This window comes from Chelatococcus albus (assembly GCF_030067675.1).
Classification (GTDB): domain Bacteria; phylum Pseudomonadota; class Alphaproteobacteria; order Rhizobiales; family Beijerinckiaceae; genus Chelatococcus_A; species Chelatococcus_A albus.
The window spans coordinates 55752-80774 of the sequence record NZ_JASJEV010000011.1 but is presented as its reverse complement, the minus strand read 5'-3'; the positions used below and the strand labels follow the sequence as shown (position 1 = coordinate 80774).

The window sequence follows — 25023 nt, the reverse complement described above, 5'->3', positions numbered from 1 at the left end:
CGGTCGTTGCCGAGAGGGGCATCGGCGCCCGCCGGCGCGCCATTGCCTTGGCGGGTTCCGATCCGACCCTGGGAAGGCCGAGAGCAGCCCCCCCTGCGGAAGGGCCCTGGACGCCCCCGTCCGGTCGGCGGTTCGACCGCATCTCCAAGGGCCATGGCCCGATCATGCTGCGAGACAAACGAAAACCCCGGCGCAGGGCGCCGGGGTTCCCGAATTCAGACCGGTTTGACCGATCAGAAGTCGCGCTGGAGGCGGAGACGGGCTTCCCACACGTCCTCCGAACCGCGGGTGCGGCCCGGCGCGACGGCGACACGGCCGCTCGGATCGAGCTTCGAGTAGAGAACCTCGACGCCGATGTCGAAGGCCGAGACCGGCGACCAGATGAGGTTCGAACCGATCGAGTAGACCTTGAAGTCACGCAGCGCGGGAACGCCACCGATCGTCGTGGCAGCAACGGTGCTGCTCGAGAAGTCGATCGAGGTGTAGGTGCCGAACAGCGCCTGACGGATGGACGGCGTCCAGTAGTGCTGGAACGCAGCGGTGACGTTCCAGCCCTTGGTCTTCTTGATGTCGCCGTTGACGAGGACGCCATCGGTCGCCGTGCCGGTGAGCGCGCCGATCGTCGTGCCGGAGCCGACGCCGAGGTAGTTGAGCGCGCCATCAGCATAGGCAGCCTGCAGCCAGAGCACGTCGCCGGGGGCGAGCTGCGGCAGGTTGACCTTCACGCCGCCCTGGACGGCGAAGCCGTACTCGGTGTCCGAACGCGAGCCGAGCGCGCCCGAGCCGACGCCGGCGCCGACGAAGCCCGCACCGATGTTGGTCGAGTTCAGCTGGTGCACGGCACCCGACAGCTGAGCCGAACCCCAGCCCTGGTCGACGCGGAGAGCGGCAACCACGTCCGGAACACGCTCACCAGCCTGGGCGTAGTTCGCAAAGCCGGCCCCCTGGACGGTGCGCTGGTTGCGATCCTCGAGCGACAGGGTCGCCGAGAAGCCCGAACCGAAGGTCGCCGTGTAGGCGAGGAGGTTCGTGGTGCCGTTATCCGAGCCGAAGCCCGCGAGCGGGCCGGTCGACCAGTTCAGGTCGTCGGCATAGAAGTCGAAGAACGACGCCGTAGCACCTGCCGTGATGCCGGCCCACTGGATGAAGGCCTTGTCGAGCCGCGCCGAGTTCCCGCCGTACACACCGGTGTTGGAGGTGAGCTCATAGCGGAAGAAGGCGCGCAGCGTGCCATAGGCCGTGCTGGTGCGCGCGTCGACGTTCAGACGACCGCGAGCGCGGAAGCCGATGGCGTCAACGTTGCGGCCATTGCCGGGGACCGACCACAGCGGCTCCTGGTAGCGATACTCGGCGCGGACGCGGCCGCCGATGCGGATGCAGGTGTCCGTGCCGGGGATGTAGAAGAAGCCCGCACCGTGGGTGGAGCAAACGCGCACGTACTCGACAGGCGCAGCCTTCTTCATGGGAAGATCGGCAGCCTGAGCGCCGGCCACCGCGGCAAAACCGGCGGCGGAACCGAGCAGAAGGCTCTTAACGAGCTTCATTCTGACCTCCAAAGTTTCGAGACCCTTCGGGAGCGGGTTCTGTCTTCTCTGGATCGGTCCCTCACGGTCCCAGGCCAGCGAAGCCCCTTTTCCCCTTGTCTTTCGAGCCCGTCGCCATCCTCGCCCGTTGCGAGGTGAGAATGCCGATAGACTCGGTGCGACTGGGGTGCCCCCGTCGCAGGGTCACCATGATCGAGGCACCCTTCCCGATCAACCGGAACGAGGGCCTGGAACGGCTCCAGACGCTGCTTTGTGCAGGGGCTGTTGCAGAAAGGGCACGAAGCACCCCGCCACAGCCGCTTTTCCTAAACAGGGCGTAAACGGGCGGCCCGACGCGGCGCCCGCAGGACGCCTCTCGCAGGTATCCGAGGACGGCGAATCCCCTGCCCTTCGGGCAACGTCGGCACAAGCCGACGCGGCTGATTCAGGCTTCGGTTCCCCGAGCGCCCCCGGCCATCATGGACGCAGAACCTGCCGGCCACTTCACGGAGCCCGGGGCGGCGCTGCCGGGGCGAGGGAGTTGCCCCGGCAGCGCTCACAGCGGCACGATGGTCACGTCGCGATCGGCGAAGCCGAGCCAGACGTCGGCGCCGGCAACGAGCGGCTCGTTCTTCACGCGGTCGATGACGAAGAGTTCGCCGAGCGGGCTTTCCACGGTGTATTCGAGGTGCTTGCCGAGATAGGCCGCCTTGGCGATGCGGGCGGCGATGGCGGGGCGTGCGGGCTTGGCCCCGGCGAGGAGGATCGCCTCCGGCCGCACGGCGAGCTTCACCGGCCCGCGCGTCGCGCCGCGCCGCGGCAGGTCGAGGTCGAGCCCGCCGACGCGCACGAGGGCGCGTTCCTCCCGCTCCTCCACCACCAGGGCATCGACGAGATTCGCGTCGCCGATGAAGTCGGCGACGAAGAGGCTCGCCGGCTCCTCGTAGAGTTCATGCGGCGTGCCGCTCTGGGCGATGCGGGCGTTCGACATGACGATGATGCGGTCGGAGACGGCGAGCGCCTCCTCCTGGTCGTGCGTCACGTAGGCGACGGTGAGGTTGAGCTTCAGCTGCAGCTCGCGGATGTCCTCGCGCACGCGCCGGCGCAGCTTGGCGTCGAGGTTCGACAGCGGCTCGTCGAAGAGCAGCACCTGCGGTTCCAGCACGAGGGCGCGCGCCACGGCCACGCGCTGCTGCTGCCCGCCGGAGAGCTCCGACGGCGCCCGCCGCTCGAGCCCCGCAAGGCCGACGAGGGCGAGCTTCTCCATGGCGAGCGCATGGGCCTTGGCCTTCGGCATGCCCTGGACGGTCGGCCCGTAGGCCACGTTCTCCAGCACCGACATGTGCGGGAACAGGGCATAGGACTGGAACACCATGCTCACGTCGCGATCGGCGGCGGAGAGGAAGGTCACGTCCTTGCCGCCGATGAGGATGCGCCCCTCGCTCGCGATCTCGAGGCCGGCGATGAGCCTGAGCGTCGTCGTCTTGCCGCAGCCGGAGGGGCCGAGCAGCGTCACCAGCGTGCCGGGCGCGATGGTGAAGGACACGTCGTCCACGGAGGTCACGGCACCATAGCGCTTCGTGACCGAGCGGAACTCGACGGAGGCGGGACCGGACTTCATCATCGGATCGACTTCCCTTCACTCGGACGACGGGGCGCAGGCGTCCTGCCCATTGCCCAGGGCTGATTGCGCCCTATGCCCGCGGCGACGTTGCCGTGCGGCCAACCTGCCGGTTTCATGCCGCCGCTCCCTGGACCGCGAGGGCGCCGGCGGTGCGGCGACCGAGGCGGCGCTCGCCGACGACCACCTGGATCATCAGGATGGCAACAAGCATGACGCCGATGAGCACCGAGGAATAGGCGATGGCGAGGCCGAACTCGCCCGCCTCGACCCGGCCGACGATATAGGTCGTCGCCATGTTGTATTCGGCCGAAACGAGGAAGATCACCGCGCTCACCGCCGTCATGGCGCGCACGAAGCTGTAGACGAGCGAGGCCACGATCGCCGGGCGCAGGAGCGGCAGCACGACGCGCCGCACCGTCGTGAAGGAGCGCGCGCCGAGCGTCAGCGAAGCCTCGTCGAGGCTCTTGTCGATCTGGCTCATGGTGGCGATGCCGGAGCGCACGCCGACCGGCATGTTGCGGAAGACGAAGCACATCACGAGGATGAAGCCCGTGCCCGTGATCTCGATCGGCGGCACGTTGAAGGCGAGGATGTAGGACACGCCCACCACGGTGCCCGGAATCGCGAAGCTCAGCAGCGTGCCGAACTCGAAGGCGCGCTGCCCGGCGAAGCGCTGGCGCGTGAGGAGATAGGCGGTGAGCAGGCCGATGGCGGCCGTGAGCGGCGCGGCGGTCGCGGCCACCTTCAGCGTGGCGAAGAAGGAATCCCAGGCGGAGCCCGAGAAGAAGAGGCCCCGCTCCGTCGTCTCGATGCGGAAACCGGTGAGGAAATGCTCGAGCGTCGGCGTGTAATCGCGCCCCATGGAGCGGACGAAGCCGCCGACGAGCACGATGGCGTAGACGATGAAGGTGAAGATCGCCCAGGGCACGGCGGTGGCGTAGCAGGCGACGGCGACGCCGCGCGGCAGGGGCGGCGGCAGCCCGGCGTCGCCCTTGCCCGTCACCGTCGTGTAGACGCGTTTGCCGAGCCAGGCGTGCTGCACCCAGAAGGCGCCGAGCGTGAAGGCGAGCAGGACGATCGACAGCACGGCGGCCCGTGACTGGTCGTGGGCGGCGCCGACCACCGCAAAGAAGATCTTGGTGGCGAGCACCTCGTAGTTGCCGCCGAGGATGAGGGGGTTGCCGAAGTCGGCCATGCTCTCGACGAAGCCGAGCAGGAAGGCGTTGGCGAGGCCCGGGCGCATCAGCGGCAGAGAGACGGTGCGGAACGTCGTCCAGGCCCTGGCGCGCAGCGTCTGGGCAGCCTCCTCCAGCGAGGGACTGATCCCCTGCACCACGCCGATGAGAACGAGGAAGGCGATGGGCGTGAAGGCGAGGAGCTGCGAGATGAAGATGCCCCAGAAGCCGTAGATCCAGCGCGAACGCGGGACGCCGAACCAGTCGGCGAGAAGCGCCGTCACCGAGCCGGAGCGGCCGAACATGAGGATGAGGGCAAGGCCGATGACGAAGGGCGGCGTGATGATGGGCAGGACGCTCAGGACCCTCAACAGGCCCTTGAAGCGGAAGGCCGTGCGCGTTGCGATGAGTGCGAAGGCAAGCCCGAGCACCGTCGTGCCCACGCCCACGACGACGGCAAGGAACAACGTGTTCCACGCGACGCCGCAGCGCAGGTCCGACGTCAGGCAGTCGAGGCCCCAGACCGAGCGATCGATGAACTTGGCGAAGAACTCACCCGGCGCGAAACGACCCGCGTTGTCCTGAAAGGCGCTCACGAGGATCGTCAGCACCGGAAGGAAGACGAAGACCGTGATGAGGGCCACGATCAGCCCGATCGCCGAGACGACGAAGGCATCGCCCCGGCACCAGCCCCGCGCGGCGAGGCCATGGCACAGGGTCATGAGGGAGGCGAGCGCGAGAAGCGCCGCGCCGAAGCCCATGCCCCGCTGCTGCGGGCCGGGCGCGCCGAGCAGTTCGCGAAGCCAGGCCGCGTTCCATCCTTCGAGACCGACGGCGAAGCCTTGGATCGCGAGGAGGGCGAGACCGAGAGCGCCCGCGGCGACGAGCCACCACCCGCCCTCCTCGCGGCCGTGGCGCCCGGCGAGCGGCCAGGCGGCGACGGCGAGCGGCAGGAGGAGCGGCAGGAGCCACCAGGCGCGCCCGCTCAGGGCCAGCACCAACCCCGGCGCAGCCGCGGCGGTCGGGTAGCCCGACAGGTCCGCGACCATGTACCAGGGAAGAACGGCAAAGCCAGTCCAGCCGAGAACGAGCCAGATGATGGACGCGCGGGTCATCCCGCCCTCCATGTCCAAGAGGATGCTTCCAAGGCAATCAGATCGGGCACCCCCCGGAGCCCGGACGCGGGCGCTCGCCTGCCTCGGAGCCCCCTATTTCGGCAGGTTCTTCACCTCGTTGTCCCACTTCGACAGAAGCCGCCTGCGCTCCTCGGAGGAACCGTACTTGGCGAAATCGAAGTTGATGAGCTTGATGTCGGCGAGCTTCGGCGCCTGCGGGGGCACGGTCGCCGTCCTGTTCGACGGCACCTGATAGGACTTCGCCTGCGCGCCGAGCGCCTGGGCCGCCGGCGTCAGTGCCCAATCATAGAACTTCTGCGCGTTCTCGAGATTGCGGGCGCCCTTGATGATCGACATGGAGCCGATCTCGTAGCCGGTGCCCTCGCAGGGGGCGACGACCTTCACGGGCGCCCCGTCAACCACCATGGTGACGATGTCGTGCATGAAGGCGATGCCGACCGCCGTCTCGCCGAGCGCCGTCGCCTTGGCCGGCGCCGCGCCGGACTTCGTATACTGATTGACGTTCTTGTGCAGGGACTTCAGGTAATCGAAGCCCTTCTGCTCGCCCATGATCTGCACGATGGTGGCGAGCAGCGTATAGGCCGTGCCCGAGGAATTGGGATCGGCCACCTGCACCTCGTCCTTCAGCTTGGCGCCGAGAAGGTCGGCCCAGCACTTGGGCTCGGGGATGCCCTTCGCCTTGATCTCGTTGGTGTTGTAGCCGAAGCCCAGCGCCCCGGAATAGACGCCGACCGTGCGCCCCTTGGACTGCTCCCACTGGCGCACCGCCCAGTCCTGCAATTCGGCGAGCTTGGGCGATTTGTACTCGAGCGTCAGCCCCTCCTCGGCCGCCTGCATGTGGGGATCGCCGGTGCCGCCCCACCAGATGTCGCCGCGCGGATTGGCCGCCTCCGCCTTTACCTGCGCGTAGGTCTCGCCCGAGCTCTTGCGCGTCATCGAGACCTTGATGCCGGTCTCCCGCTCGAAGGCGGTGACCATGGCGCGGCACCATTCCTCCTGAACCGAACAGTAGAGAACCAGCGAGCCTTGCGCCTGAGCGGTGCCGGCAGCCGAGAACAGGCCGCAGGCGAGGCCGAAGACACCCGCCAAACCGACGAGCACGCGCCTGCGGGGCAATTCCCTCATCAACATCGGCGTTTCCTCCAGAGATCCCGCGGTCTTTGCCGCATTGTTGTTTTGTCGGCTGATCATATCGCCGGCGACGGCCGGCGCTTGCATTTTCTTGCGTCGGCGCACCATCCGCGCCGCCGTCCCCTGTGAATTCGCCGGGCGCCCGGTCGGATCGCCGACCGTCCCCCGCCCATGCCTCTACCCGGCTGCGGCCGTTGCCGACAGCCCGGGAGAGATGCCGGTCGCCTGCACCAGCACGTCCTTCAGGGCGGGCGTGCAACCGAGCACAGGATTGCCCGAGCGCAGGGCATCCCCGCTCAGGAAGTCGTTCGCCCAGCCGCCGGCTTCCTCGATGAGGAGCAGCCCGGCGAGCGCATCCCAGGAATTGATGTGGAGTTCGCAATAGGCGTCGACGCGCCCGTCGGCCACATAGGCGAGGGCGAGCGCTCCCGAGCCGGCGCGCCGCACGCTCGCACCTGCCTGTTTCAGGCGCAGCAGGGCATCGGCATAGTTCTCGCTCGGCAGCCGCGTCGACCAGCCGAGCTCTACCGTGGCGTGGGCGATATTCGTCTCGCCGCTTACGGTGATCGCCCGTCCGTCGCGCGTCGCGCCCCTGCCGCGGCGGGCGGCATAGAGTTCGTCGGTCACGGGAGCATAGATGACGCCGATCTCGGTCCGGCCGTCGCTGACGAAGGCGATGGAAATGCAGTAATGCGGAATGCCGCGGGCGAAGTTGGACGTGCCGTCGATCGGGTCGACCACCCAGACGTTGCGCCCGAATTCGCCGCCCGCCTCTTCGCCGAAGAAGGAATCCGCCGGGAAGGCTGCGGCGAGGCGGGCACGGATCAGGCGCTCGACCTCGGCGTCGGTCTCGGTGAGGTAGTCGTGCGCGCCCTTCAAGGAGAGCGGCTTTCCCGGCGGCCGGTCGCGAAAATTGCGCTGGGCCATGCCCCCCGCCTCACGGGCGATCGCGCAGGCCGCAAGCAGGCGGTTCTGCAGTTCGATGTCAGTCATGTCCCCCCGCCCTGGCCGCGGCTCGCCCGCCTGATCGCGGAACGAACGCGCCTATTCACTCGTCTATGGAAAATTCATTCCATTCACTCCGATCCCCTGTCAAGCACACGTGTGCAAAATGGCGATGACCATCGGATGACGGGGCTCGCCTGCGGCTCCCGCCATGAGCCTCTGCCTTCACGCCAGTTCGAGCACGATGATGCCGATGACAACGAGGCCGATGCCGAGCCAGCCGACCGGCCGGATGCGCTGGCCGAAGGCGAGCCAGCCGACGATCGCCGTCATGACGAGCCCGAGCCCGCCCCAGACGGCATAGGCGACCGACAGGTCCATGCCGCGGATCGCCTGGGCGAGCGCGGCGAAGGCCGCGAGCGTGCAGGCGATGCCGGCGCCGCCGACAAGACGGCGGCGCAACCCGTCGGACAGCTTCAGCAAGAGCGTGCCGCCGACTTCGAGGAGGATGGCGAGAGCGAGCCAGGTGAAGGCGGCGGCATGAGGACCGGGAGCCATGGTCAGCGCTCCCCTTCCCGCTCGGCACCGCAGCCGGCGCCTCGCTCGAGCAGCAGGATGCCGCCGAGGATGGCAACGAGAGCGACGGCTCTCATGACCGACAGGTCCTCGCCGAAGAGGATGCGGCCGACGGCGGCGATGCCGATGATGCCGAGCCCCTCCCAGACGGCATAGGCAACAGCCACGGGAATGACGCGCAAGGCTATGCTGAGCAGCCCGAAGGACAGCCCGATCAGCACGAGAGGCAGGACGGCGACGATGTGAGAGGCGGCGCCGGCGGTCGCCTTCAGAGACGACGTGGCGACGACCTCGACGGCGATGGCCGCGAGCAGAACAAACCAATGGAAAGACATGATGCACACATGGGCGCCCGCCAGCAGGCATCGCCGAGGCATGCCCGCTGGTCGCGCCCCTCAGAGGAGCCAGCGTTTCGTATTGTCTCTAAGAAAGTGCCGGCCTAACGCTGCGACGTCACATCGCGCGCGAGATCGCAGTGGTCGCTGTGCCACCGTGATATTGCAATCTCGAAGCGAGCATTCTTGAAAAACATAAAATTATATAGCATGCGGCCAGCCCTGCCTGTCAACGCGCGGCACGGGCGTCGCTCCTCGCGCGGCCGTCCATCGGCCGCACGACCTGCGCGCCGGGCGGGCATCGCGTGGCCTCGCCCTTCAGTGCGCGGCGGCGCGTCCGGAGCGGGCTGCGGCCTCGTCCCCGGCCGGATGCGGCCGCAGCCGCGACTGACGCAGTTCGCCCGCCTCGTCGAGGATCGGATAGGCGACGGAGGTGATGTGCGCGTTGATGCGTTTGAGGTCGCGCAGCACGTCGAGATGGAGCGCGCTCGTCTGCAGGGTCTCGAGACGCCCCTCGCGCAGCCGCTCGATATGCCGCTCCGCCGAGGTGCGCTCGAGGGCGCGGATCTCGGTCTTCACCTCGAGGAGCTGACGGGCGAGCTTCACGTCGCGCGAGATGAAGATTCCCATGGCGATGCGCAGGTTCTCCATCGTGCGGGCGTGCAGGGCCTCGATCTCGGCCAGGCCTTCGTCGGAGAACCGCAGGTGATGCCTCGTCTTCTTCGCCACCAGATCGAGCAGGCTTTTCACGATGATATCGCCCATATGCTCGAGATTGATGGCGAAGGAGAGGATCTCGGTGGAGCGGCGCGCGTCCGCGTCATCCAGCCCGTCCCGGCCGAGGCGTGACAGGTAGAGCTTCACCGCTTCCTGCAGATCGTCGACCTCGTCGTCCATCTTGGCGATCTCGTGCCGCAGCTTGATGTCGTCGCGGCGCAGCGCGTCGAGGCTCCGGGCCAGCATCGTCTCCACCACATCGCCGACGCGCAGCGTCTCGCGCGCGGCGCAGGCGAGTGCCACGGCGGGCGTGTCGAGGGCCGATTCGTCGAGATGGCGCGGCCCGCGCTCCTCGGGCTGCGGCGCCGGCAAGACCCTCTGGGCGAGCGCGCCGAGCGCGCCGACGAGCGGGAGGAAGAGAAGCGCCAATGCCATGTTGAAGGCGACATGCGCGTCGACGACGAGGCTCGCCGGCCCCGCGGAGAAGGAAGCGAGCGCTTGCCCGAGGCGGCCGGCCAGCGGCAGGACAAGAAGGCAACCCGCCAGGCGCACCGCAAGGTTGCCGAGCGTGACACGCCGCGCGGAGGGGCCATAGGTCGCCGTCGCCAGATAAGGGGGCACCGCACCACCGAGATTGGCGCCAAGCACGAGCGCGACGGCGAGCCCCGGCGTCAACTCCCCGGCAGCGGCAAGCGACATCACCACGAGCACGACGGCGAGGCTGGACGAGGCGACGATCGCCAGGAGCGCGGCCACCAGCACCGCGAGCAGAGGCGCCTCGCCCAGCGCCGCGAGGAGGCTGCGGATGAGGGGGGAGTCGCGCATCGGCTCGGTCGCCGCTCCCAGGAGCTTCAACGCCAGGAGCATCAGCCCGAGCCCGACGAGAGCGCGCGCCACGGCGCGCGGCCGGCTCGCCTCGCTCGCCATGAAGGCCGCGACGCCCGCGAGGAAAAGCGCCGGCGACAGCCAGTGGACGTCAAGGGCGAGGATGCGCGCCACGAGGCTGGTGCCGACATCGGCGCCGATCATCACGGCCAGCGCCATGGCCGTGCTGACGAGCTCCCGGCTGGCGAAGGAAGCCGTCATCAAGGCGGTGGCCGTACTGCTCTGCACCGCCACGGTCGCGCCGAGACCCGCGAGGAAGGCCGCGAGACGATTGCGCGTGCCGACGCCGATCCAGTGGCGCAACCCCGCGCCGAAAGCCCGCGTCACGCCCGTCCTGACCATGCGCAGGCCCCACAGGAGCAGCGCTCCGGCGCCCAGGAGATCGACGAGCGTGAGAGTGGCGGAAATGGCGGCACCCTCCTCCCTGGCGGGACGATGCGTCACCCGCCCCGCCGTACAATGATACGTCGGGCTCGGAGGCACGAACAGGCGTCGGAACGCGCGCGCTCCCCGACGCGGGGCCGGAGTTCTTCGACCAGCTCGTTAGCCGGTTCAATAGATGGCGCGTCCTCGCCGCCCCCGCAAGCCGCCGATGCGCCGGCACGGAGCTCGCGGGTGCATGCGAACCACCTGCATAGAAGTGTATTAATTGGTTATTTTCAACATATTATAGTAATATGCTTACTTTGTTGTTGAGCATGGCTCGGCAGCGTCACACCCAGCCGCCATCCACCACATACTGCTGATTGGTGCAGGCCGAGGCCTCGTCGGACGCCAGGAAGACCGTGAAACGGGCGATCTCGTCGGGCATCAGTCTGCGCTTGAGGCACTGGCGCTGCATGAGTTCCGCCTCGCCCTCGGGGGTGAGCCATTTCTCGATCTGGCGCTGCGTCATGATCCAGCCGGGGGCGATGGCATTCACGCGGATGTTGTGAGGGCCGTAGTCGCGGGCGAGCGAGCGGGTGAGGCCGAGCACGGCCGACTTGGCAGCGGTATAGGCGGCCATGCCGCCCTGCCCCACCATCCATGACACCGAGCCGAAATTGATGATGACGCCGCCGCCGGCGGCCTTCATGTCCGGCAGCACCGCCTGCGCCGCAAAGAACTGGTGCTTCAGGTTCACCGCAATGCGATCGTCCCAGTATTCGGGCGTCACAGTCTCCGTCGCATGGCGCTCGTCGTGGGCGGCGTTGTTCACGAGGATCGTGATCGGTCCGAGCACCTCGCGGATGCGCGCGACGGCCGTGCGCAACGCTGTAATGTCGGTCAGGTCGGCCCGCTCGAACTGCACTGATGCGCCGCCGGCCTTCAGCTCCTCCGTCAAGGCGCGCGATTCCGGCTCCTTGATGTCGATGAAGCCGACGTTTGCCTTCTGCTCTGCAAAGCGCCGGACGATCGCCTCGCCGATGCCGGTCCCCCCGCCGGTGACGAGCACGGTCCTGCCCGCAAGGTCCGAATAGGTGGCAACCATTTTCCTGCCCTCCGCGAGTCGGGGCGAGCATCGCTCGCCGCATCTGACGTTCGTCACTCAAACTGCACGCAACACCCCCTCACTTACAAGCCCACATCGGGATGGGCACCTCAAACTCCTGTTCAAGACGATGCGCAAGCGCAGGGCCACAACCGCCGCGATGTCGATACTCATAAGGAAAACAATCGAAATCAGCCGGGAAACGCGCGACGCCTGACCTTCACGAGCGTTGAGTTGCGCACATCAGAAAATTTGATGTCCTCCGCAAAATTACGCTTGCGCAGACATCAGGCTTTCGTCATCGTCATGGACGGGAAAAGCCCCTCGACGGGCACCCGCGGCCCCCCCGTGGCCGGCACGAGCCCCCAAGGGCCGAGCGAGGGAGGAAAGCGAGTGGCGCTCCTGGAACTGCAGGGCATCGGCAAGGAGTTCGGTGCGATCCGGGCCCTGTCGAACGTCAGCCTGTCGATCGATCCGGGCGAGGTCGTCGGCCTCATGGGCGACAACGGCGCCGGCAAGTCGACGCTCGTGAAGATCATCGCGGGCAATTTCCCGCCATCGCACGGGGGCATCCGCTTCGACGGGCGCGAGGCGCATTTCACCAAGCCCGTTGACGCGCGGGCGGTCGGCATCGAGGTCGTCTACCAGGATCTCGCGCTCGCCGACAATCTGTCGGCGGCGGCCAACGTCTTTCTCGGCCGGGAGATGAGGCGACGCTTCGGCCCCTTCACCGTCCTCGACCACACCGCCATGAACAGGCGCGCCGCGCAGCTCTTCCGCGAGCTCAAATCCGAGACGCGCGCCGACGATCTCGTGCGCCAGATGTCCGGCGGCCAGCGCCAGGCGGTGGCCATCGCCCGCACGCGCCTCGCCGACGCCAAGCTTGTCATGATGGACGAACCCACCGCCGCCATCTCGGTGCGGCAGGTCGCCGAGGTGCTCGACCTCATCCGCCGCCTGCGCGACCACGGCATCGCCGTCATCCTCATATCGCACCGCATGCCGGATGTCTTTTCCGTATGCGACCGCGTCATCGTCCTGCGGCGCGGCAGGAAGGTGGCCGACAAGGCGATCGCGGACTCGAGCCCCGAGGAGGTCACCGCCCTGATCACAGGCGCAAAGGAGGCTGCCTGATGAGCGAGCTCTCGTCCCTCCCGCGCCGCCCGGCCGAGACGTCCGATTTCGCCAATGTCGGCCGCGCCGCCTGGTGGCAGCGGGGCTTCTTCGCCTCGCAGACGGCCTATGTCGGCCTCGCGCTCGTCGTCGTCATCGTCGCGATGACGCTCGCCAACCCCACCTTCCTCAGCGCCGGCAACGTCGCCAATGTGGCGAAGAACTTCTCCTTCATCGCCATCGCCACGCTCGGCATCACGCTCGTCATCATCACCGGCGGCATCGACCTGTCGGTGGGTGCGGTCATGTGCCTTGCGGCCATGGTGACCTCCATGACGATGCAGGGGCTCGACCAGGCGGGCATGGCCCTCCTGCCCGGCCTTTCGATGCTCCTCGCCGTCGTGGCCGGGCTCGCCGCGGCAGCCGTGGTGGGCCTCGTCAATGGCGTGCTCATCGCGCGGGTCGGTCTCTCCCCCTTCGTCACCACGCTCGGCATGCTGTCGATCGTGCGCGGCCTTTCCTACGTCGTCTCGAACGGCCGCGGCAGCTATCCCGCCGGGTCGGACGCCGACCTGTTCTACGGCCTCACCTCGGGCGATCTCTTCGGCATTCCAGCGCCCTTCATCTATCTCGTGCTTCTTGCGGGCCTGATGGGCTTCGTGCTGCACCACACGGCCTGGGGGCGCTACGTCTTCGCCGTGGGCGGCAACGAGAAGGCAGCCGAGCTTACCGGCGTGCCGGTGGCGCGCATGAAGATCGCGGTCTACACGCTGAGCGCGCTCGCGGCGGGCTTCAACGGCATCGTCATGTCGGGCTGGCTCGGGTCGGCGCCGGCCAATCTCGCCGATGGCTACGAGCTCAACATCATCGCGGCGGCCGTCATCGGCGGCGCCAACCTCGCCGGCGGCGTGGGCGGGCCGGTCGGTGCCGTCATCGGCTGCGTGCTCATCGAGGTCATCCGCAACGGCCTCGTGCTCGCGAACGTCAACGCCTACTGGCAGAAGGCCCTGGTCGGCTGCATCATCATTCTCGCCGTCCTCGTCGACAAGTTCAGAACACGCCGCGCGGGGTGACACGCATCCCGCGCCGGCGTGCCTGGAAGCAGCGCGCCACAACGACCGAACGAGCGCATGCAAGGAGGAACGTCATGAAGAGGTGGATCCTGGCGGCCGTGGGGCTCGTCGCCCTCGCCCTTCCCGCCGCGGCACAGCAGAAATACCGCTTCGCCGTCGTGCCCAAGGCCATGAACAACCCGTTCTTCGACCTCGCCCGCGACGGCTGCCAGAAGCGCGCCAAGGAGCTCGGCAACGTCGAGTGCATCTACAAGGGTCCCGTCGAGCACGAGCCGGCGACCCAGGCCCAGATCATCCAGGACTTCATCACGCAGAAGGTCGACGGGCTCGCCATCTCCGTTTCCGACGTTCCGGCCGCGACCCGCGTCATCAAGGCGGCGGTCGATGCCGGCATCCCGGTCATCACCTTCGATGCGGATGCCCCCGGCTCCGCCCGCTCGGCCTATGTCGGCACCAACAACAAGGACTTCGGCCTGGCGCTTGGCGAGATGCTGAAGACGCTGCGGCCGGACGGGGGCAAGTACGCCATGATCTCCGGCGGCCCGGCGGCGAAGAACCTCGCCGAGCGCGTCGAGGGCGTGCGCGAGGCGCTCAAGGGCTCGAAGTGGACGGAAGTCGCCGGCTCGCCGACCTTCTGCAACGACGACGTGACGCTCGCCGTCCAGCAGATGCAGGACCTCAAGACCGCCAATGCAGACCTGTCGGCGATCGTGCCGGTCGGCGGCTGGCCGATGTTTGCGCCGGAGGGCTTCAAGGGCTTCGCCAACCGCTACAGGAAGGACATGGCCGACGGCAAGTTCACCCTCGTCGTCGCCGACACCCTCAAGGTGCAGCTCGAGCTTCTGAAGGACGACTATGCCAACGCGCTGGTCGGCCAGCGCCCCTTCGAGATGGGCGAGAAGTCCATGGATACCCTCCTTGCCCTCAAGAAGGGGGAGAAGGTGCCGGAGATCATCTACACCGGCCTCGACAAGGTGACGAAGGACAACGTCGGCGCGATGCTCAAGATGTGAGCCCGCCGCCAGGAACGCACGAGCCGGCCCCGCCCGACGCCGCGCCGGCTCTGCATCCGACACGTCCGCAGCGCGGAACGTGCCGCAACAGAACGATGTTAGGGGGAAATCCATGAAGCATCTGATGCATCTTGCGATGCTCGCGGCCGGCGTGTCGCTCGGCGCCGTCGCGGCCCATGCCCAGACCGGCGTGCTCAGCAGGGCGGTCGGCGGCTATTCCTTCGAGGACGCGGCCAAGGAGGCGCCGGCGACGAAGGAGTTCAATTCCAAGGACGGCAGGCTCACCTTCGCCATCATCACGCATACGGCCGGCAACGGCTTCTTCGACCCGACCTATGTCGGCGCCAAGGTCGCGGCCAACGCCTTCGGCATCAACCTCATCATGCTGGGCTCGGAGGCGCCGGTCGACGACATTCCGCGCGAGATCCAGATCATCAACCAGGTGATCAACGATCCGACAATCGATGGCGTCATCATGACGACGCCGCAGTCGGGCGCCTACAACGACATCGTCAAGAAGCTCGCCGAACGCGGCATCCCCGTCGCCACGACGAATTCCTTCGACCCCAACATCCTCAACCGCTCGCAGATCTCGCACACGGGGCAGGATGCTTCCGCCGCGGCCATCGGCGGCGAGGCGCTGGCACAGTGCCTCATCAAGAACAACGTCAAGGGCGGTTCGATCATCTTCCCCTCGACCACCACGCTTGGCAATGTCGAGGTGAACAACCGCATCACCGCTGCCTTCCAGGCCACCGTGAAGGCGCTCAATGCAGCCGGCAAGCTCAAGGACTTCAAGATCGACGCCGGTCCGCAGAACATCGGCATCGACGTCGACCAGAACAACATCGTCGGCTCCATCGTGACGCTGATCGAGAGCCGCAAGGACGTGGTCGGCGCCTTCGCGGCCAACGGCTTCGTCACGCCGGCGCTGGGCGACGCGATCAGCCAGCTCAAGCTCAACGGCAAGGTCTGCGCCTTCGGCTTCGACCTCGGCCCGAAGCAGCAGGAGCAGATCCGGACCGGCGCGCTCACGGGCTCCCTCGGGCAACAGCCCTTCCTGCAGGGCTTCTGGCCGGTGGTGCAGCTCTACCTGCAGATCGACCGCGGCATCTCGGCGGCCAATCTCGACACGCGCGCCCAGCTCGTGACGAAGACCGACGTCGACAAGGTCGGCAAGCGCTACGAGAACTGAAGGCAGGTCGCGGCCAGGCCGCCGGAGGGGGTGCGTTCCAGACGCCCCCTCCCCCCGTCCCGGTCTTCACGGACCGGTTCTCCCTCTCCTCGCGAGGAGGGATCGCATCGGGCGCTGGTCGTGACCAGCGGCCGGATTGACAAGCACAGCGCCGGATCACCGATGGCTCTCGACGTAACCGCCGCATCGCCGCCGCAGCCACGGCCCCATCTGCCCGCCCAGCTCGTGGCCGGCTGGGAGGCCGGGCTTCTCGCCTTCATGGCCCTGCTCTATCTCGCCGGCGTCTTCATCAATCCCGCCTTCTTCGGCTCCACGGACGCGGTGTCCGCCGTGCTGCGCGACACGGCGCGCTTCGGCGTGATGGCGGTGGGCATGACCTTCGTCATCGTCAACCGCGACCTCGACCTCTCGGTCGGCTCGACGCTCGGCCTCACCGCGGTCGTCTTCTCAATCCTCTTCGGCCCCACCCATCTGGACCTCGGCGCCTGGCCCGCCGCGCTCGTCTGCCTCGGCCTCGGGCTTGGCATCGGGCTTCTCAACGGCGCCCTCGTCGCCGTGCTGCGCGTGCCGCCCTTCATCGCCACGCTCACCATGCTCTTCATCGGCCGCGGCCTCGTGCTCGGGCTCACCGGCGGCAAGACCATCGGCTACGAGGCGAAGGCACGCGACTACGTCTTCTTCGCCTTCGGCGAGACGAACAGCATCGGTTTCAACAACCAGATCCTCGTCTTCCTCGTCTTCGCCGTTGTCGGCGCGGTGGTGCTCGCCAAGACCCGCGCCGGCTACGAGACCTATGCCACCGGCGGCAACGAGCAGGCGGCGCAATATGCCGGCATCGCCACGCGCGGCGTGCGCATCCGCGGCTTCGTGCTCTCCTCGCTCTGCGCGGCGATCGCCGGCCTCATGAACGTGGCGCAGGACAAGGGGGTCACCTCCCAGTACGGCCAGGGGGCGGAGCTCATCGTCATCGCCGCCGTCATCGTCGGCGGCGCCTCCATCGTCGGCGGGCGCGGCCGCGTCGTCGGCGCCTGCATGGGCGCGGCCCTCGTCGTGCTCATCGACAAGGTGCTGCGCGAGGGCGTGCCCATCACGCGCGTCATCGACGTCGGCGGGGTGAAGATGGAGGTCGCGGCGCTGGCGCAATTGCCGCCCGGCGCGGTGCCGGCCTTCCTCGGCCTCATCCTCCTCGCCGCCGTGCTCATCGAGCCATGGGTCGTGCGGCGCAACCTCCTCGGCCGCCTCAAGGCCCGCCTCCTCGGCCAGGAGCCGCCGCCGGCGCTCGAGGTCGGCGGGGCGGCGATCGTCGGCGTGCAGACCAAGGGCGCGGTGAGCGAAGCGCGGGGGGTGGGCGCGCGCGGCCTGCGCGCCTTCCTGCATCGCCGGGATGCCGCCGCCATCCTGCTCATGGCGGCGCTGTGGCTCACGGGCCTGTGGCTCAGGCCCGACTTCTGGGGATCGCTCGACAATTCCTTCAACCTGCTGCTCGCCTTCACGGAGATCGGGCTGCTCGCCGTCGGGCTCACCTTCGTCATCGCCAACGGCGACATCGATTTGTCTGTGGGCTCGGTGCTCGCCTTCTCGGGCGCCACGGCCGCCTTCGTCATGAAGGAGATGGGGGGCGATCCGGGGGCGGCGATCCTTCTCGCCTTCCTCGCCGGAACGCTGTGCGGCGTGGTCAACGGCTGGCTCACGACGCGGCTCGGCCTGCCGGCCTTCGTCGCCACGCTCGGCATGTTCTACATCGCCCGCGGCCTCGCCGCCTGGCTGGTGGCGGGCCGCCAGCTCTCGGGCTTTCCGGAGAGCTACAACCTCATCGGGCGCAACCTGTTCGAGCTCCTGAACGCCATGGGGATGGCGCCGGCGGACGGTTTCGCCCTCGCCCTCGCGCGGGCGGTGAGCGTGCAGACGATCTTCCTCGCCGTCGTGGCGATTGCCGCGGGCATCGTGCTCGGTGCCATGCCCTTCGGCCAGAAGGTCTATGCCACCGGGGGCAATGAGCGCGCGGCAAGCTATTCCGGCATCGACACGGCGCGCGTGCGCTTCCTGTCGCTCGTCTTCTCGGCCATGTGCGCGGCGGCGGCGGGCGTCATCTACGTCGCCTACTATCGCAGCTTCAACCCGGCGGCGGGGCTCCTGCGCGAGCTCGACGCGATCGCCTCCGTCATCATCGGCGGCGGCTCCATCTTCGGCGGCTACGGCACGATCATCGGCTCGCTCGCCGGCGCCGCCGTCATAACCCTCATCCGCTCGCTCCTGTCGCTGCAGATCATCCTGCCGGACGGCTCTTCCTTCGTCATGCCGCAGCACTGGATGAACGTCTTCATCGGCCTGATCCTGATCGCCGCCGTGCTCGGCGACATCTGGTTCCGCCAGCAGGACATCCTGGGCGAGTGGCGCCGCAGATGGCAGGCGCGGGCTCAGGCCAAGCTCTCGGAGGCACGCTGATGACCACCCCGATCGTCGAGATGCGCGGCATCGTGAAGAGCTTCGGCGCCGTCCATGCGCTGAAGGGGGTCGACCTGCACCTGATGCCGGGCGAGATCCTCGGCCTCGTCGGCGACAATTCCGCCGGCAAGTCGACGCTGATGAAGGTACTCACCGGCGCCTATCACCGCGATGCGGGCGAGGTGCTCGTCAACGGCGCGCCCACCCATTTCAGGAGCCCGCACGAGAGCCGCGACGTCGGCATCGAGATGATCTACCAGGACTTCGCCCTGTGCGGGAACATGGACGTGGGCCAGAACATCTTCCTGGGGCGCTGGCCGAAGCGCTACGGCCTCTTCGTCGACCGCCCGCGCATGTACGAAGAGGCGCGCAAGGTGCTCGACAGGCTGAAGGTGGACGTCAACTCCGTCTTCCAGAAGGTGGAAAGCCTGTCGGGCGGGCGCCAGCAGTCGGTGGCCATCGCACGCGCCATCTCCTTCGAGCCGCAGGTCATCGTTTTCGACGAGCCGACAGCGAACCTCTCCGTCATGGCGACGGAGCGCCTGCTCGAGACGATGGCGGAGTTGAAGCGCCAGGGGGTGGCGCAGATCATCATCTCCCACCGCCTCACCGACATCTTCGAGGTGGGCGACCGCATCATGGTGCTCAAGCGCGGCGAGAACGTCGGCGACCGCTACATCCGCCACACGAGCGAGAAGGAAGTGCTCGAGCTCATCGTCTCGGGTACGCGCGAGACGGCGCTGACGGCGGACGAGGCCCTGCAGCAGGCGGCGTGAGCAGGCGCCGCCGGCGTCCTCCAGCGCCCTTATCTCCGCCGCCTGTTTGACGCGGAGGGCTCGCGGCGGGGCGGGCGCCGGCTGTCCGGCGGTGCCGCATGCGGGGCATGCGGGCATGCATGAGAGGGGCCGGGGCGCGGCTCCCGCCCCCGGTGTTTGAGGCTTGCTCCGTGAACGCTCTGGCGGGCTGACCTTTTTTCCCGCCACTGGTGGGTACGGTCGGTGACCCGGGCGATCACGGCCTGGGCCGCCGGAGGGGTGGGACGGGAGAATCGCAAGACAATATTCCTATGCCATCAAGTAGTCGCACTCCTGCCGGCCCCGCCCCGGGATGACCGGGGGTGGTTTTCGCGTGAACCTCCTCCCTGTCACCCCGGAAGCCGCGTGAGCGGCTGTCCGGGGGCCAGAAACGACAACGGTGCAAGCAAGGGCGCGGCGGCCGCCGCGCCTTCTGGTTCACCCGCATCGGTTCTCGGTCCCGGGCTCCTCGCTGCGCTCGGCGCCGGGATGACGGGGGTGGTGATCTCGCGACCCTCCCGCCGTCACCTGTCGATCCGTGTCGACAGGATGATGGACGACATGGTGCGCTCCACGCCGTCGAGCGCCCCGATACGGTCGATGAGGAGGTCGAGCTCGCTGATCGAAGGGGCGACGACGATGGCAATCATGTCGAAGGAGCCACTGACCGAATGCAGCGTGCGCACCTCCATGATGCGCCGCAGCTCCGCCTCCACGCGCTGGGCGAGCTTCGGCATGGCGGTGATGAGCACATGCGCCTTGACGAGGCCGCGCTCGTAGTCATCCGACAGGCGCACGCCGTAGCCGGCGATGATGCCGCGCCGCTCCAGGCGCTCGATGCGGCTCTGCACGGTGGTGCGCGACAGACCGAGCCTGCGCGCGAGTTCAGCGGTCGACGCACGGGCGTTCTCGCGCAGCAGGGTCAGGAGGGTGCGGTCCGTCTCGTCGATCGTCATTATGCCGACATTCTACATCGTTTCGACGACAACGATGAGCAGATTCGTCGCTTCCTCCCCTTCCATCCGCCGAGCGCGTGGTGACGATGGGCCCGACGGCGCTGCCCCGCCAACGGGAATCCCTCGGCGGCATGCGGCGCCTCCCAATCCGCATCCTCGCGCCCAAGGGCCCAGCAAACACAAGGGGGAAGCCATGAAGGACATTCTCATCGCCGGCGCCGGCAAGATCGGCTCCACCATCGCCGACATGCTCGCCGCGACGGGCGACTATCGCGTCACCATCGCCGATCGGGCGGCAGCCCAGCTCGAGGCCCTCGACACGGCACATCCGGTCGATACGCTCGTCCTCGACATCGAGAACGCGGCGGCACTCGGGACGGCGCTGGCCGGCAAGTTCGCCGTGCTCAGCGCCGCGCCCTACCACCTGACGACGCGCATTGCCGAGGGCGCCGCCTTGGCCGGCGTGCACTATCTCGACCTGACCGAGGACGTGGCGAGCACGCGGCGCGTGAAGGAGCTCGCGGCCGAGGCGCGGACCGCCTTCATCCCGCAATGCGGGCTTGCGCCGGGCTTCATCTCCATCGTCGCCTACGATCTCGCCAAGCGCTTCGACACGCTCGACAGCGTGCGCATGCGGGTTGGCGCCCTGCCGCAGTTCCCGTCCAACGCGCTCAACTACAACCTGACCTGGAGCACCGACGGCGTCATCAACGAATATTGCGAGCCCTGCGAGGCGATCGTCGACGGGGAACTCGTCGAAGTGCCGCCGCTGGAGGAACGCGAGGAGTTCTCGCTCGATGGCGTCGCCTACGAGGCCTTCAACACCTCGGGCGGCCTCGGGACGCTGTGCGAGACGCTCGCGGGCAAGGTGCGAACCCTCAACTACCGCACCATTCGCTACCCCGGCCACGCCGCCATCATGAAGGCGCTGCTCAACGACCTGCGCCTGCGCGACCGCCGCGACGTGATGAAGGACATCCTCGAGCACGCGTTGCCGACGACGCTGCAGGACGTGGTCATCGTCTTCGTCACGGTCAGCGGCCGCAAGCATGGCCGCCTGGTGCAGGAGACCTACGCCAACAAGATCTACAGCCGGACGGTCAACGGCGTCCTCCGCAGCGCCATCCAGGTGACGACAGCCTCCGGCATCGCCGCGGTGCTCGACATGCTGGCCGGGGGCGTCCTGCCGCAGAAGGGCTTCGTGCGGCAGGAGGACATCGCGCTCGACGCCTTCCTCGCCAATCGCTTCGGCCGCACCTACGCGCAGACAGCGCAAGCCGGTCACACCGCCGCGGCCTAGCGGATTGATGCGCCCATGGACCTGCCGCCGCGGGCCGCGGCGGCAGGTCACTCAGGCGAGCTGCGCCACGAGATCCAGGAGTTCGCCGAGATGGGTGAGGCGCCTGAAGCGCGGCGCATCGACCGGCGCCTCGCCGTGTTCCAGCGCCCAGGTCAGGGCATGCGGGACATGGACGCCCCAGCTCCCCGCGGCGATCGCCGGAATGATGTCGGACTTGATCGAATTGCCGACCATCATGCTCCGGTCCGGTCCGTCGCCGTGGCGGTTGAAGACACGCTGGTAGGTCGCGGTCGTCTTCTCGCTGACGATCTCGACAGCGTCGAACAGGTCGCCGAGGCCAGATTGCGCAAGCTTGCGCTCCTGGTCGAAGAGATCGCCCTTGGTGATCAGGATGAGCCTGAACGAACCGGCGAGGGCATGAAGCGTCTCGCGGACGTGGGGCAACGTCTCGACCGGATGGGCGAGCATGTCGCGCCCGGCGGCGAGGATCTCCCGGATGACCGAGGCGGGAGCGCGGCCACCGGTGACCTCGATCGCCGTTTCGATCATGGAAAGCGTGAAGCCCTTGATGCCGTAGCCGTAAAGCCCGAGGTTCCGCCTCTCGGCCGCAAGCAGCCTCACGGAAATGTCCGCCGCCTCCGCATGATCGGCGAGGAGCGCCGTGAAGCGCTCCTCCGTCCAGCGGAAGAACTGCTCGTTCTGCCACAGGGTGTCATCGGCATCGAAGCCGATGGCGGACAGGGACGACGGGCGAGGCTGCATGGCGGATCGCGGATCGGCAGGTTGGCGGCGACGGAATGTAGACCCCGATCCCTTCCGATGAAATCGCCATTGCCGCCCGTCGCGCGCCCTCCCGCCAGCGCGTCTGCGCGATCTCGGCGCCGGCCATCTTTTCGGGCCGGGTGTTCACGCTTACACAACGGGTCAGAGGTGGGATCCAGCCGTCGGGAAGCTGCGGATGAGCGATGTGGATGCAGTCGTCGTGGGCGCGGGCGTCGTCGGCCTCGCCGTGGCGCGGAATCTCGCGCTGGCCGGACATGACGTGCTGGTCATGGAGGCAGCGGAGGCCATTGGCACCGAGACATCCTCGCGCAACAGCGAGGTCATCCACGCAGGCATCTACTACCCCCCCGGCAGCCTGAAGGCGCGGCTGTGCGTCGAGGGCAAGCGGATGCTCTATGCCTATTGCGCCGAGCGCGGCGTGCCGCACCGGCGCTGCGGCAAGCTGATCGTGGCGACTGAGGAGGGCGAGCTCGCCACTTTCGAGGGCATCGCTGCGCGGGCGCGTGCCAATGGCGTCGACGACATCGTGGCTCTGCCGGTCGCCGAGGTCCGCGCCATGGAGCCCGCCCTTGCCACCGTCGGCGCCCTGTGGTCGCCCTCGACCGGCATTCTCGACAGCCACGCCTACATGCTGTCGCTCCAGGGCGATGCGGAGGCCGCCGGCGCCGCCTTCGCCTTCCGCACGCCCTTCCTTGGTGCCGAGCCTGGGCCGGATGGCTTCAACGTGCGGGCCGGCGGCACGGAGCCGACGACACTGACTGCGCGGCTCCTCGTCAATGCCGCGGGCCTGCACGCCTCACGGGTCGCGCGCACGATCGACGGGCTCGAGGCGCCGGCAATCCCCGATACGCGCTACTGCAAGGGTAACTATTTCGTGCTCGGCGGCCGGGCGCCCTTCTCGCACCTCGTCTATCCTGCGCCGCAGACGCACGGGCTCGGCGTGCATCTGACGCTCGACCTCGGCGGCCAGGCGCGCTTCGGCCCGGACACGGAATGGGTCGAGGAGCTGTCCTACACCGTCGATCCCCGGCGCGTCGAAGGCTTCATCGACGCCATCCGCCGCTACTGGCCCGGCCTGCCCGCCGCAGCCCTGACGCCGGGCTATTGCGGCATCCGGCCGAAGATCGCCGGGCCGCAGGAGGCCGCGCCCGATTTCCGCATCGACGGCCCCGAGCGCCACGGCCTGCCCGGCCTCGTCAATCTCTTCGGGATCGAGAGCCCGGGCCTCACCGCCTCGCTCGCCATCGCAAGCGAGGTTGCCGCGCGCCTCGCCCATGCGGGCTGAGGGCGCACGGACCGGGGCGCGGCCCGGCGCCTCGAGCAACCGGCATCAGTGCAACGTGTCGCCATGGCCCGCGATGCGGCCGCCCCGCCGGGCATCAGTGCCAAGAAAAAGCCCGTGTGCCGCATCCCCCGTCCGGGCGATGGGCAACACGGGCTTCATCCCGCGCTCCCGGCAATGCCGCCGGGAGCGTGTTTCGAATCGGATCAGCCGCCGACCGAGATGTCGCGGGCCTCGCGGCCCTTGTCGCTCGTCACGACCTGCATGGTGACGCGCTCGCCCTCGGCGAGATCCTGCAGGCCGGCGCGGCGCAAGGCCGAGGCGTGGACGAACACGTCCTTGCCGCCGTCGTCGGGCTGGATGAAGCCGAAGCCCTTGTCGCGGTTGTACCACTTCACCGTGCCGAGCGCTTCCTCGGCCGGGAGGTGGGCGTGCGGGCCGCCGCCACCCCGGCGCGGGCCGCCGAAGCCGCCGCCGCCGCCGCGATCGCTCGGGACGGCGTTCGGATCGCCGGCTCCGAGTTCGACCACCTCGGCGACCTGGATGCCCTTCGCGCCGTTGCGGACGCGAACCTTGATCGGCGCGCCGGGCTCCGCGGTCGAGTGACCGGCCGCCTCGATGGCGCGCAGGGGCAGGAAGGCGTCGCCGGAGCCGTCGTTGCAGGTGATGAAGCCGAAGCCCTTGGCAGGGTTGAACCACTTCACCACGCCATCGATCACCGGGCCGGTCGGCGCCTGGAAATAATCGCCGCCTTCATCGCCGAAGCGCCCGCCGCCGGGGCCACGGTCACGACGCGGCGCGCCGAAACCGTCATCATGGAAAGACCGCCCACCACGGCCAGAGCCACGGCGCGAGTCACGAAAATCGTCATATCGGTTCATGCGGAAGTCCAGGGAGTTACAATCAGATCCGCAGCTTCGGAACGGAACGGTACCGGCGAACGCAGCAGGCTCTGCCGCAGGACAATACAGCGACTACCCCGCATCTGTCACCAGCATTGTAGTCCGCTACGTAGTTTTTCGGAACCTTCATTGATTAACAACTTATTAGCGATATCTGACCCGGGTCGTTAATAGATCATCCCTTCTCCTTGCTCCAATCACGTGCAACTAAAGACTACGCTGCGATGAGGTTTCGTCAGACGACTCGATTCGGGCAATCACGCGAGCGCTGGGGAAAGCGTGATGAGGGGTAATGCGCAACAAACACTCATCTCGGGCCTGCCCATGCTTGCGGGTGCTGGGGTTCTGTTCGTCGGAGGGCTATTACTGGCGGTGCTCCGCGACATTGGCACGCTGGAGTTGTACCTACTCGGCGCGCTGCTGGCAATCTCCTGCGCCAATCTCGCGCTCGTCATGGACCTGCGCGCCGCAGCCCGTCGCTCCCCGGCGGCGCCCGGACAACGCCCCGCCGGCGTCGAGGGTGGCCTGGCCATGCACGATCGGCCGCGAGCGCCCTCCGCGACGGCCCTCGCGTCGGCCGCCGCCAACAGCAGCCCCCGACTCATCCTGATGCGCAGAGGGCGGAGATGAGGGGAGAAAGGAGACGGGC

The 25023-nt window shown here is 68.1% G+C and carries 22 protein-coding genes; 9 read left to right on the top strand and 13 right to left on the bottom strand.

Translation table 11 applies throughout. The annotated features are described in order from the left end of the window. Positions 1-233 precede the first annotated feature (233 nt). The 9 genes from QNA08_RS15660 to QNA08_RS15620 form a co-directional block, all read right to left on the bottom strand. Positions 234-1544, bottom strand: coding sequence for a porin (locus QNA08_RS15660; RefSeq protein ID WP_283741660.1), 1311 nt, complete (start codon positions 1542-1544; stop codon positions 234-236). A gap of 535 nt (positions 1545-2079) precedes the next feature. Beyond that, complete coding sequence (locus QNA08_RS15655; RefSeq protein WP_283741659.1) at positions 2080-3147, bottom strand: ABC transporter ATP-binding protein; 1068 nt, start codon at positions 3145-3147, stop codon at positions 2080-2082. A gap of 112 nt (positions 3148-3259) precedes the next feature. Continuing rightward, a complete protein-coding gene (locus QNA08_RS15650; RefSeq protein WP_283741658.1) occupies positions 3260-5437 on the bottom strand; it encodes an ABC transporter permease in 2178 nt (725 codons plus the stop codon). A 93-nt stretch (positions 5438-5530) separates the two neighbouring features. Then, the gene (locus tag QNA08_RS15645; RefSeq protein ID WP_422679931.1) at positions 5531-6583 is read right to left on the bottom strand and encodes an ABC transporter substrate-binding protein; all 1053 of its coding nucleotides are present in this window, start codon (positions 6581-6583) and stop codon (positions 5531-5533) included. A gap of 183 nt (positions 6584-6766) precedes the next feature. Then, positions 6767-7582, bottom strand: coding sequence for an inositol monophosphatase family protein (locus QNA08_RS15640; protein WP_283741656.1), 816 nt, complete (start codon positions 7580-7582; stop codon positions 6767-6769). A 177-nt stretch (positions 7583-7759) separates the two neighbouring features. Next, a complete protein-coding gene (gene mdtI / locus QNA08_RS15635) occupies positions 7760-8092 on the bottom strand; it encodes a multidrug/spermidine efflux SMR transporter subunit MdtI (protein ID WP_283741655.1) in 333 nt (110 codons plus the stop codon). A gap of 2 nt (positions 8093-8094) precedes the next feature. After that, positions 8095-8445, bottom strand: coding sequence for a DMT family transporter (locus QNA08_RS15630; RefSeq protein ID WP_283741654.1), 351 nt, complete (start codon positions 8443-8445; stop codon positions 8095-8097). Between the two features lie 318 nt (positions 8446-8763). Further along, the gene (locus tag QNA08_RS15625; RefSeq protein WP_283741692.1) at positions 8764-10455 is read right to left on the bottom strand and encodes a Na/Pi cotransporter family protein; all 1692 of its coding nucleotides are present in this window, start codon (positions 10453-10455) and stop codon (positions 8764-8766) included. A 304-nt stretch (positions 10456-10759) separates the two neighbouring features. Beyond that, positions 10760-11518: an SDR family NAD(P)-dependent oxidoreductase gene (locus tag QNA08_RS15620; RefSeq protein ID WP_283741653.1), complete on the bottom strand. Its 759-nt coding sequence runs from the start codon at positions 11516-11518 to the stop codon at positions 10760-10762. 393 nt (positions 11519-11911) lie between these two features. Here QNA08_RS15620 and QNA08_RS15615 point away from each other — a divergent pair, with 393 nt between their 5' ends. The 6 genes from QNA08_RS15615 (at position 11912) to QNA08_RS15590 (ending at position 19133) form a co-directional block, all read left to right on the top strand. Next, positions 11912-12652: an ATP-binding cassette domain-containing protein gene (locus QNA08_RS15615; RefSeq protein ID WP_283741652.1), complete on the top strand. Its 741-nt coding sequence runs from the start codon at positions 11912-11914 to the stop codon at positions 12650-12652. After that, positions 12652-13704 (top strand): ABC transporter permease, encoded by a 1053-nt coding sequence (locus QNA08_RS15610; RefSeq protein WP_283741651.1) that lies wholly within the window; start codon positions 12652-12654, stop codon positions 13702-13704. The genes QNA08_RS15615 and QNA08_RS15610 overlap by 1 nt, the downstream gene beginning before the upstream one ends. A 74-nt stretch (positions 13705-13778) precedes the next feature. Beyond that, on the top strand, positions 13779-14717 hold the full coding sequence (locus QNA08_RS15605) for a sugar-binding protein (RefSeq protein WP_283741650.1): 939 nt from the start codon (positions 13779-13781) through the stop codon (positions 14715-14717). Positions 14718-14829: 112 nt separating this feature from the next. Next, a complete protein-coding gene (locus tag QNA08_RS15600) occupies positions 14830-15912 on the top strand; it encodes a substrate-binding domain-containing protein (protein WP_283741649.1) in 1083 nt (360 codons plus the stop codon). A 162-nt stretch (positions 15913-16074) separates the two neighbouring features. Next, the gene (locus QNA08_RS15595; RefSeq protein WP_283741648.1) at positions 16075-18357 is read left to right on the top strand and encodes an ABC transporter permease; all 2283 of its coding nucleotides are present in this window, start codon (positions 16075-16077) and stop codon (positions 18355-18357) included. After that, positions 18357-19133: an ATP-binding cassette domain-containing protein gene (locus QNA08_RS15590; protein WP_283741647.1), complete on the top strand. Its 777-nt coding sequence runs from the start codon at positions 18357-18359 to the stop codon at positions 19131-19133. Before QNA08_RS15595 ends, QNA08_RS15590 begins: the two co-directional genes overlap by 1 nt. A gap of 542 nt (positions 19134-19675) precedes the next feature. On the opposite strand, the gene QNA08_RS15585 is transcribed toward QNA08_RS15590, so the two are convergent. Next, on the bottom strand, positions 19676-20107 hold the full coding sequence (locus QNA08_RS15585; protein ID WP_283741646.1) for an Lrp/AsnC family transcriptional regulator: 432 nt from the start codon (positions 20105-20107) through the stop codon (positions 19676-19678). Positions 20108-20300: 193 nt separating this feature from the next. On the opposite strand from QNA08_RS15585, the gene QNA08_RS15580 reads away from it, so the two are divergent. After that, positions 20301-21407 (top strand): saccharopine dehydrogenase family protein, encoded by a 1107-nt coding sequence (locus QNA08_RS15580; RefSeq protein WP_283741645.1) that lies wholly within the window; start codon positions 20301-20303, stop codon positions 21405-21407. A gap of 51 nt (positions 21408-21458) precedes the next feature. Here QNA08_RS15580 and QNA08_RS15575 read toward each other — a convergent pair whose 3' ends face one another. Continuing rightward, positions 21459-22169: an HAD family hydrolase gene (locus QNA08_RS15575; protein ID WP_283741644.1), complete on the bottom strand. Its 711-nt coding sequence runs from the start codon at positions 22167-22169 to the stop codon at positions 21459-21461. 196 nt (positions 22170-22365) lie between these two features. Here QNA08_RS15575 and QNA08_RS15570 point away from each other — a divergent pair, with 196 nt between their 5' ends. Beyond that, the gene (locus QNA08_RS15570; RefSeq protein ID WP_283741643.1) at positions 22366-23475 is read left to right on the top strand and encodes an NAD(P)/FAD-dependent oxidoreductase; all 1110 of its coding nucleotides are present in this window, start codon (positions 22366-22368) and stop codon (positions 23473-23475) included. Positions 23476-23678: 203 nt separating this feature from the next. On the opposite strand, the gene QNA08_RS15565 is transcribed toward QNA08_RS15570, so the two are convergent. Continuing rightward, positions 23679-24191 carry a cold-shock protein gene (locus tag QNA08_RS15565; protein ID WP_340322268.1) on the bottom strand — a complete coding sequence of 171 codons (513 nt, stop codon included), beginning with the start codon at positions 24189-24191 and terminating at the stop codon, positions 23679-23681. Continuing rightward, positions 24188-24343 (bottom strand): hypothetical protein, encoded by a 156-nt coding sequence (locus QNA08_RS18995; RefSeq protein ID WP_340322266.1) that lies wholly within the window; start codon positions 24341-24343, stop codon positions 24188-24190. Before QNA08_RS18995 ends, QNA08_RS15565 begins: the two co-directional genes overlap by 4 nt. Before the next feature lie 313 nt (positions 24344-24656). On the opposite strand from QNA08_RS18995, the gene QNA08_RS15560 reads away from it, so the two are divergent. Further along, positions 24657-25004 carry a hypothetical protein gene (locus QNA08_RS15560; protein WP_283741641.1) on the top strand — a complete coding sequence of 116 codons (348 nt, stop codon included), beginning with the start codon at positions 24657-24659 and terminating at the stop codon, positions 25002-25004. The last annotated feature ends 19 nt before the right edge of the window (positions 25005-25023 follow it).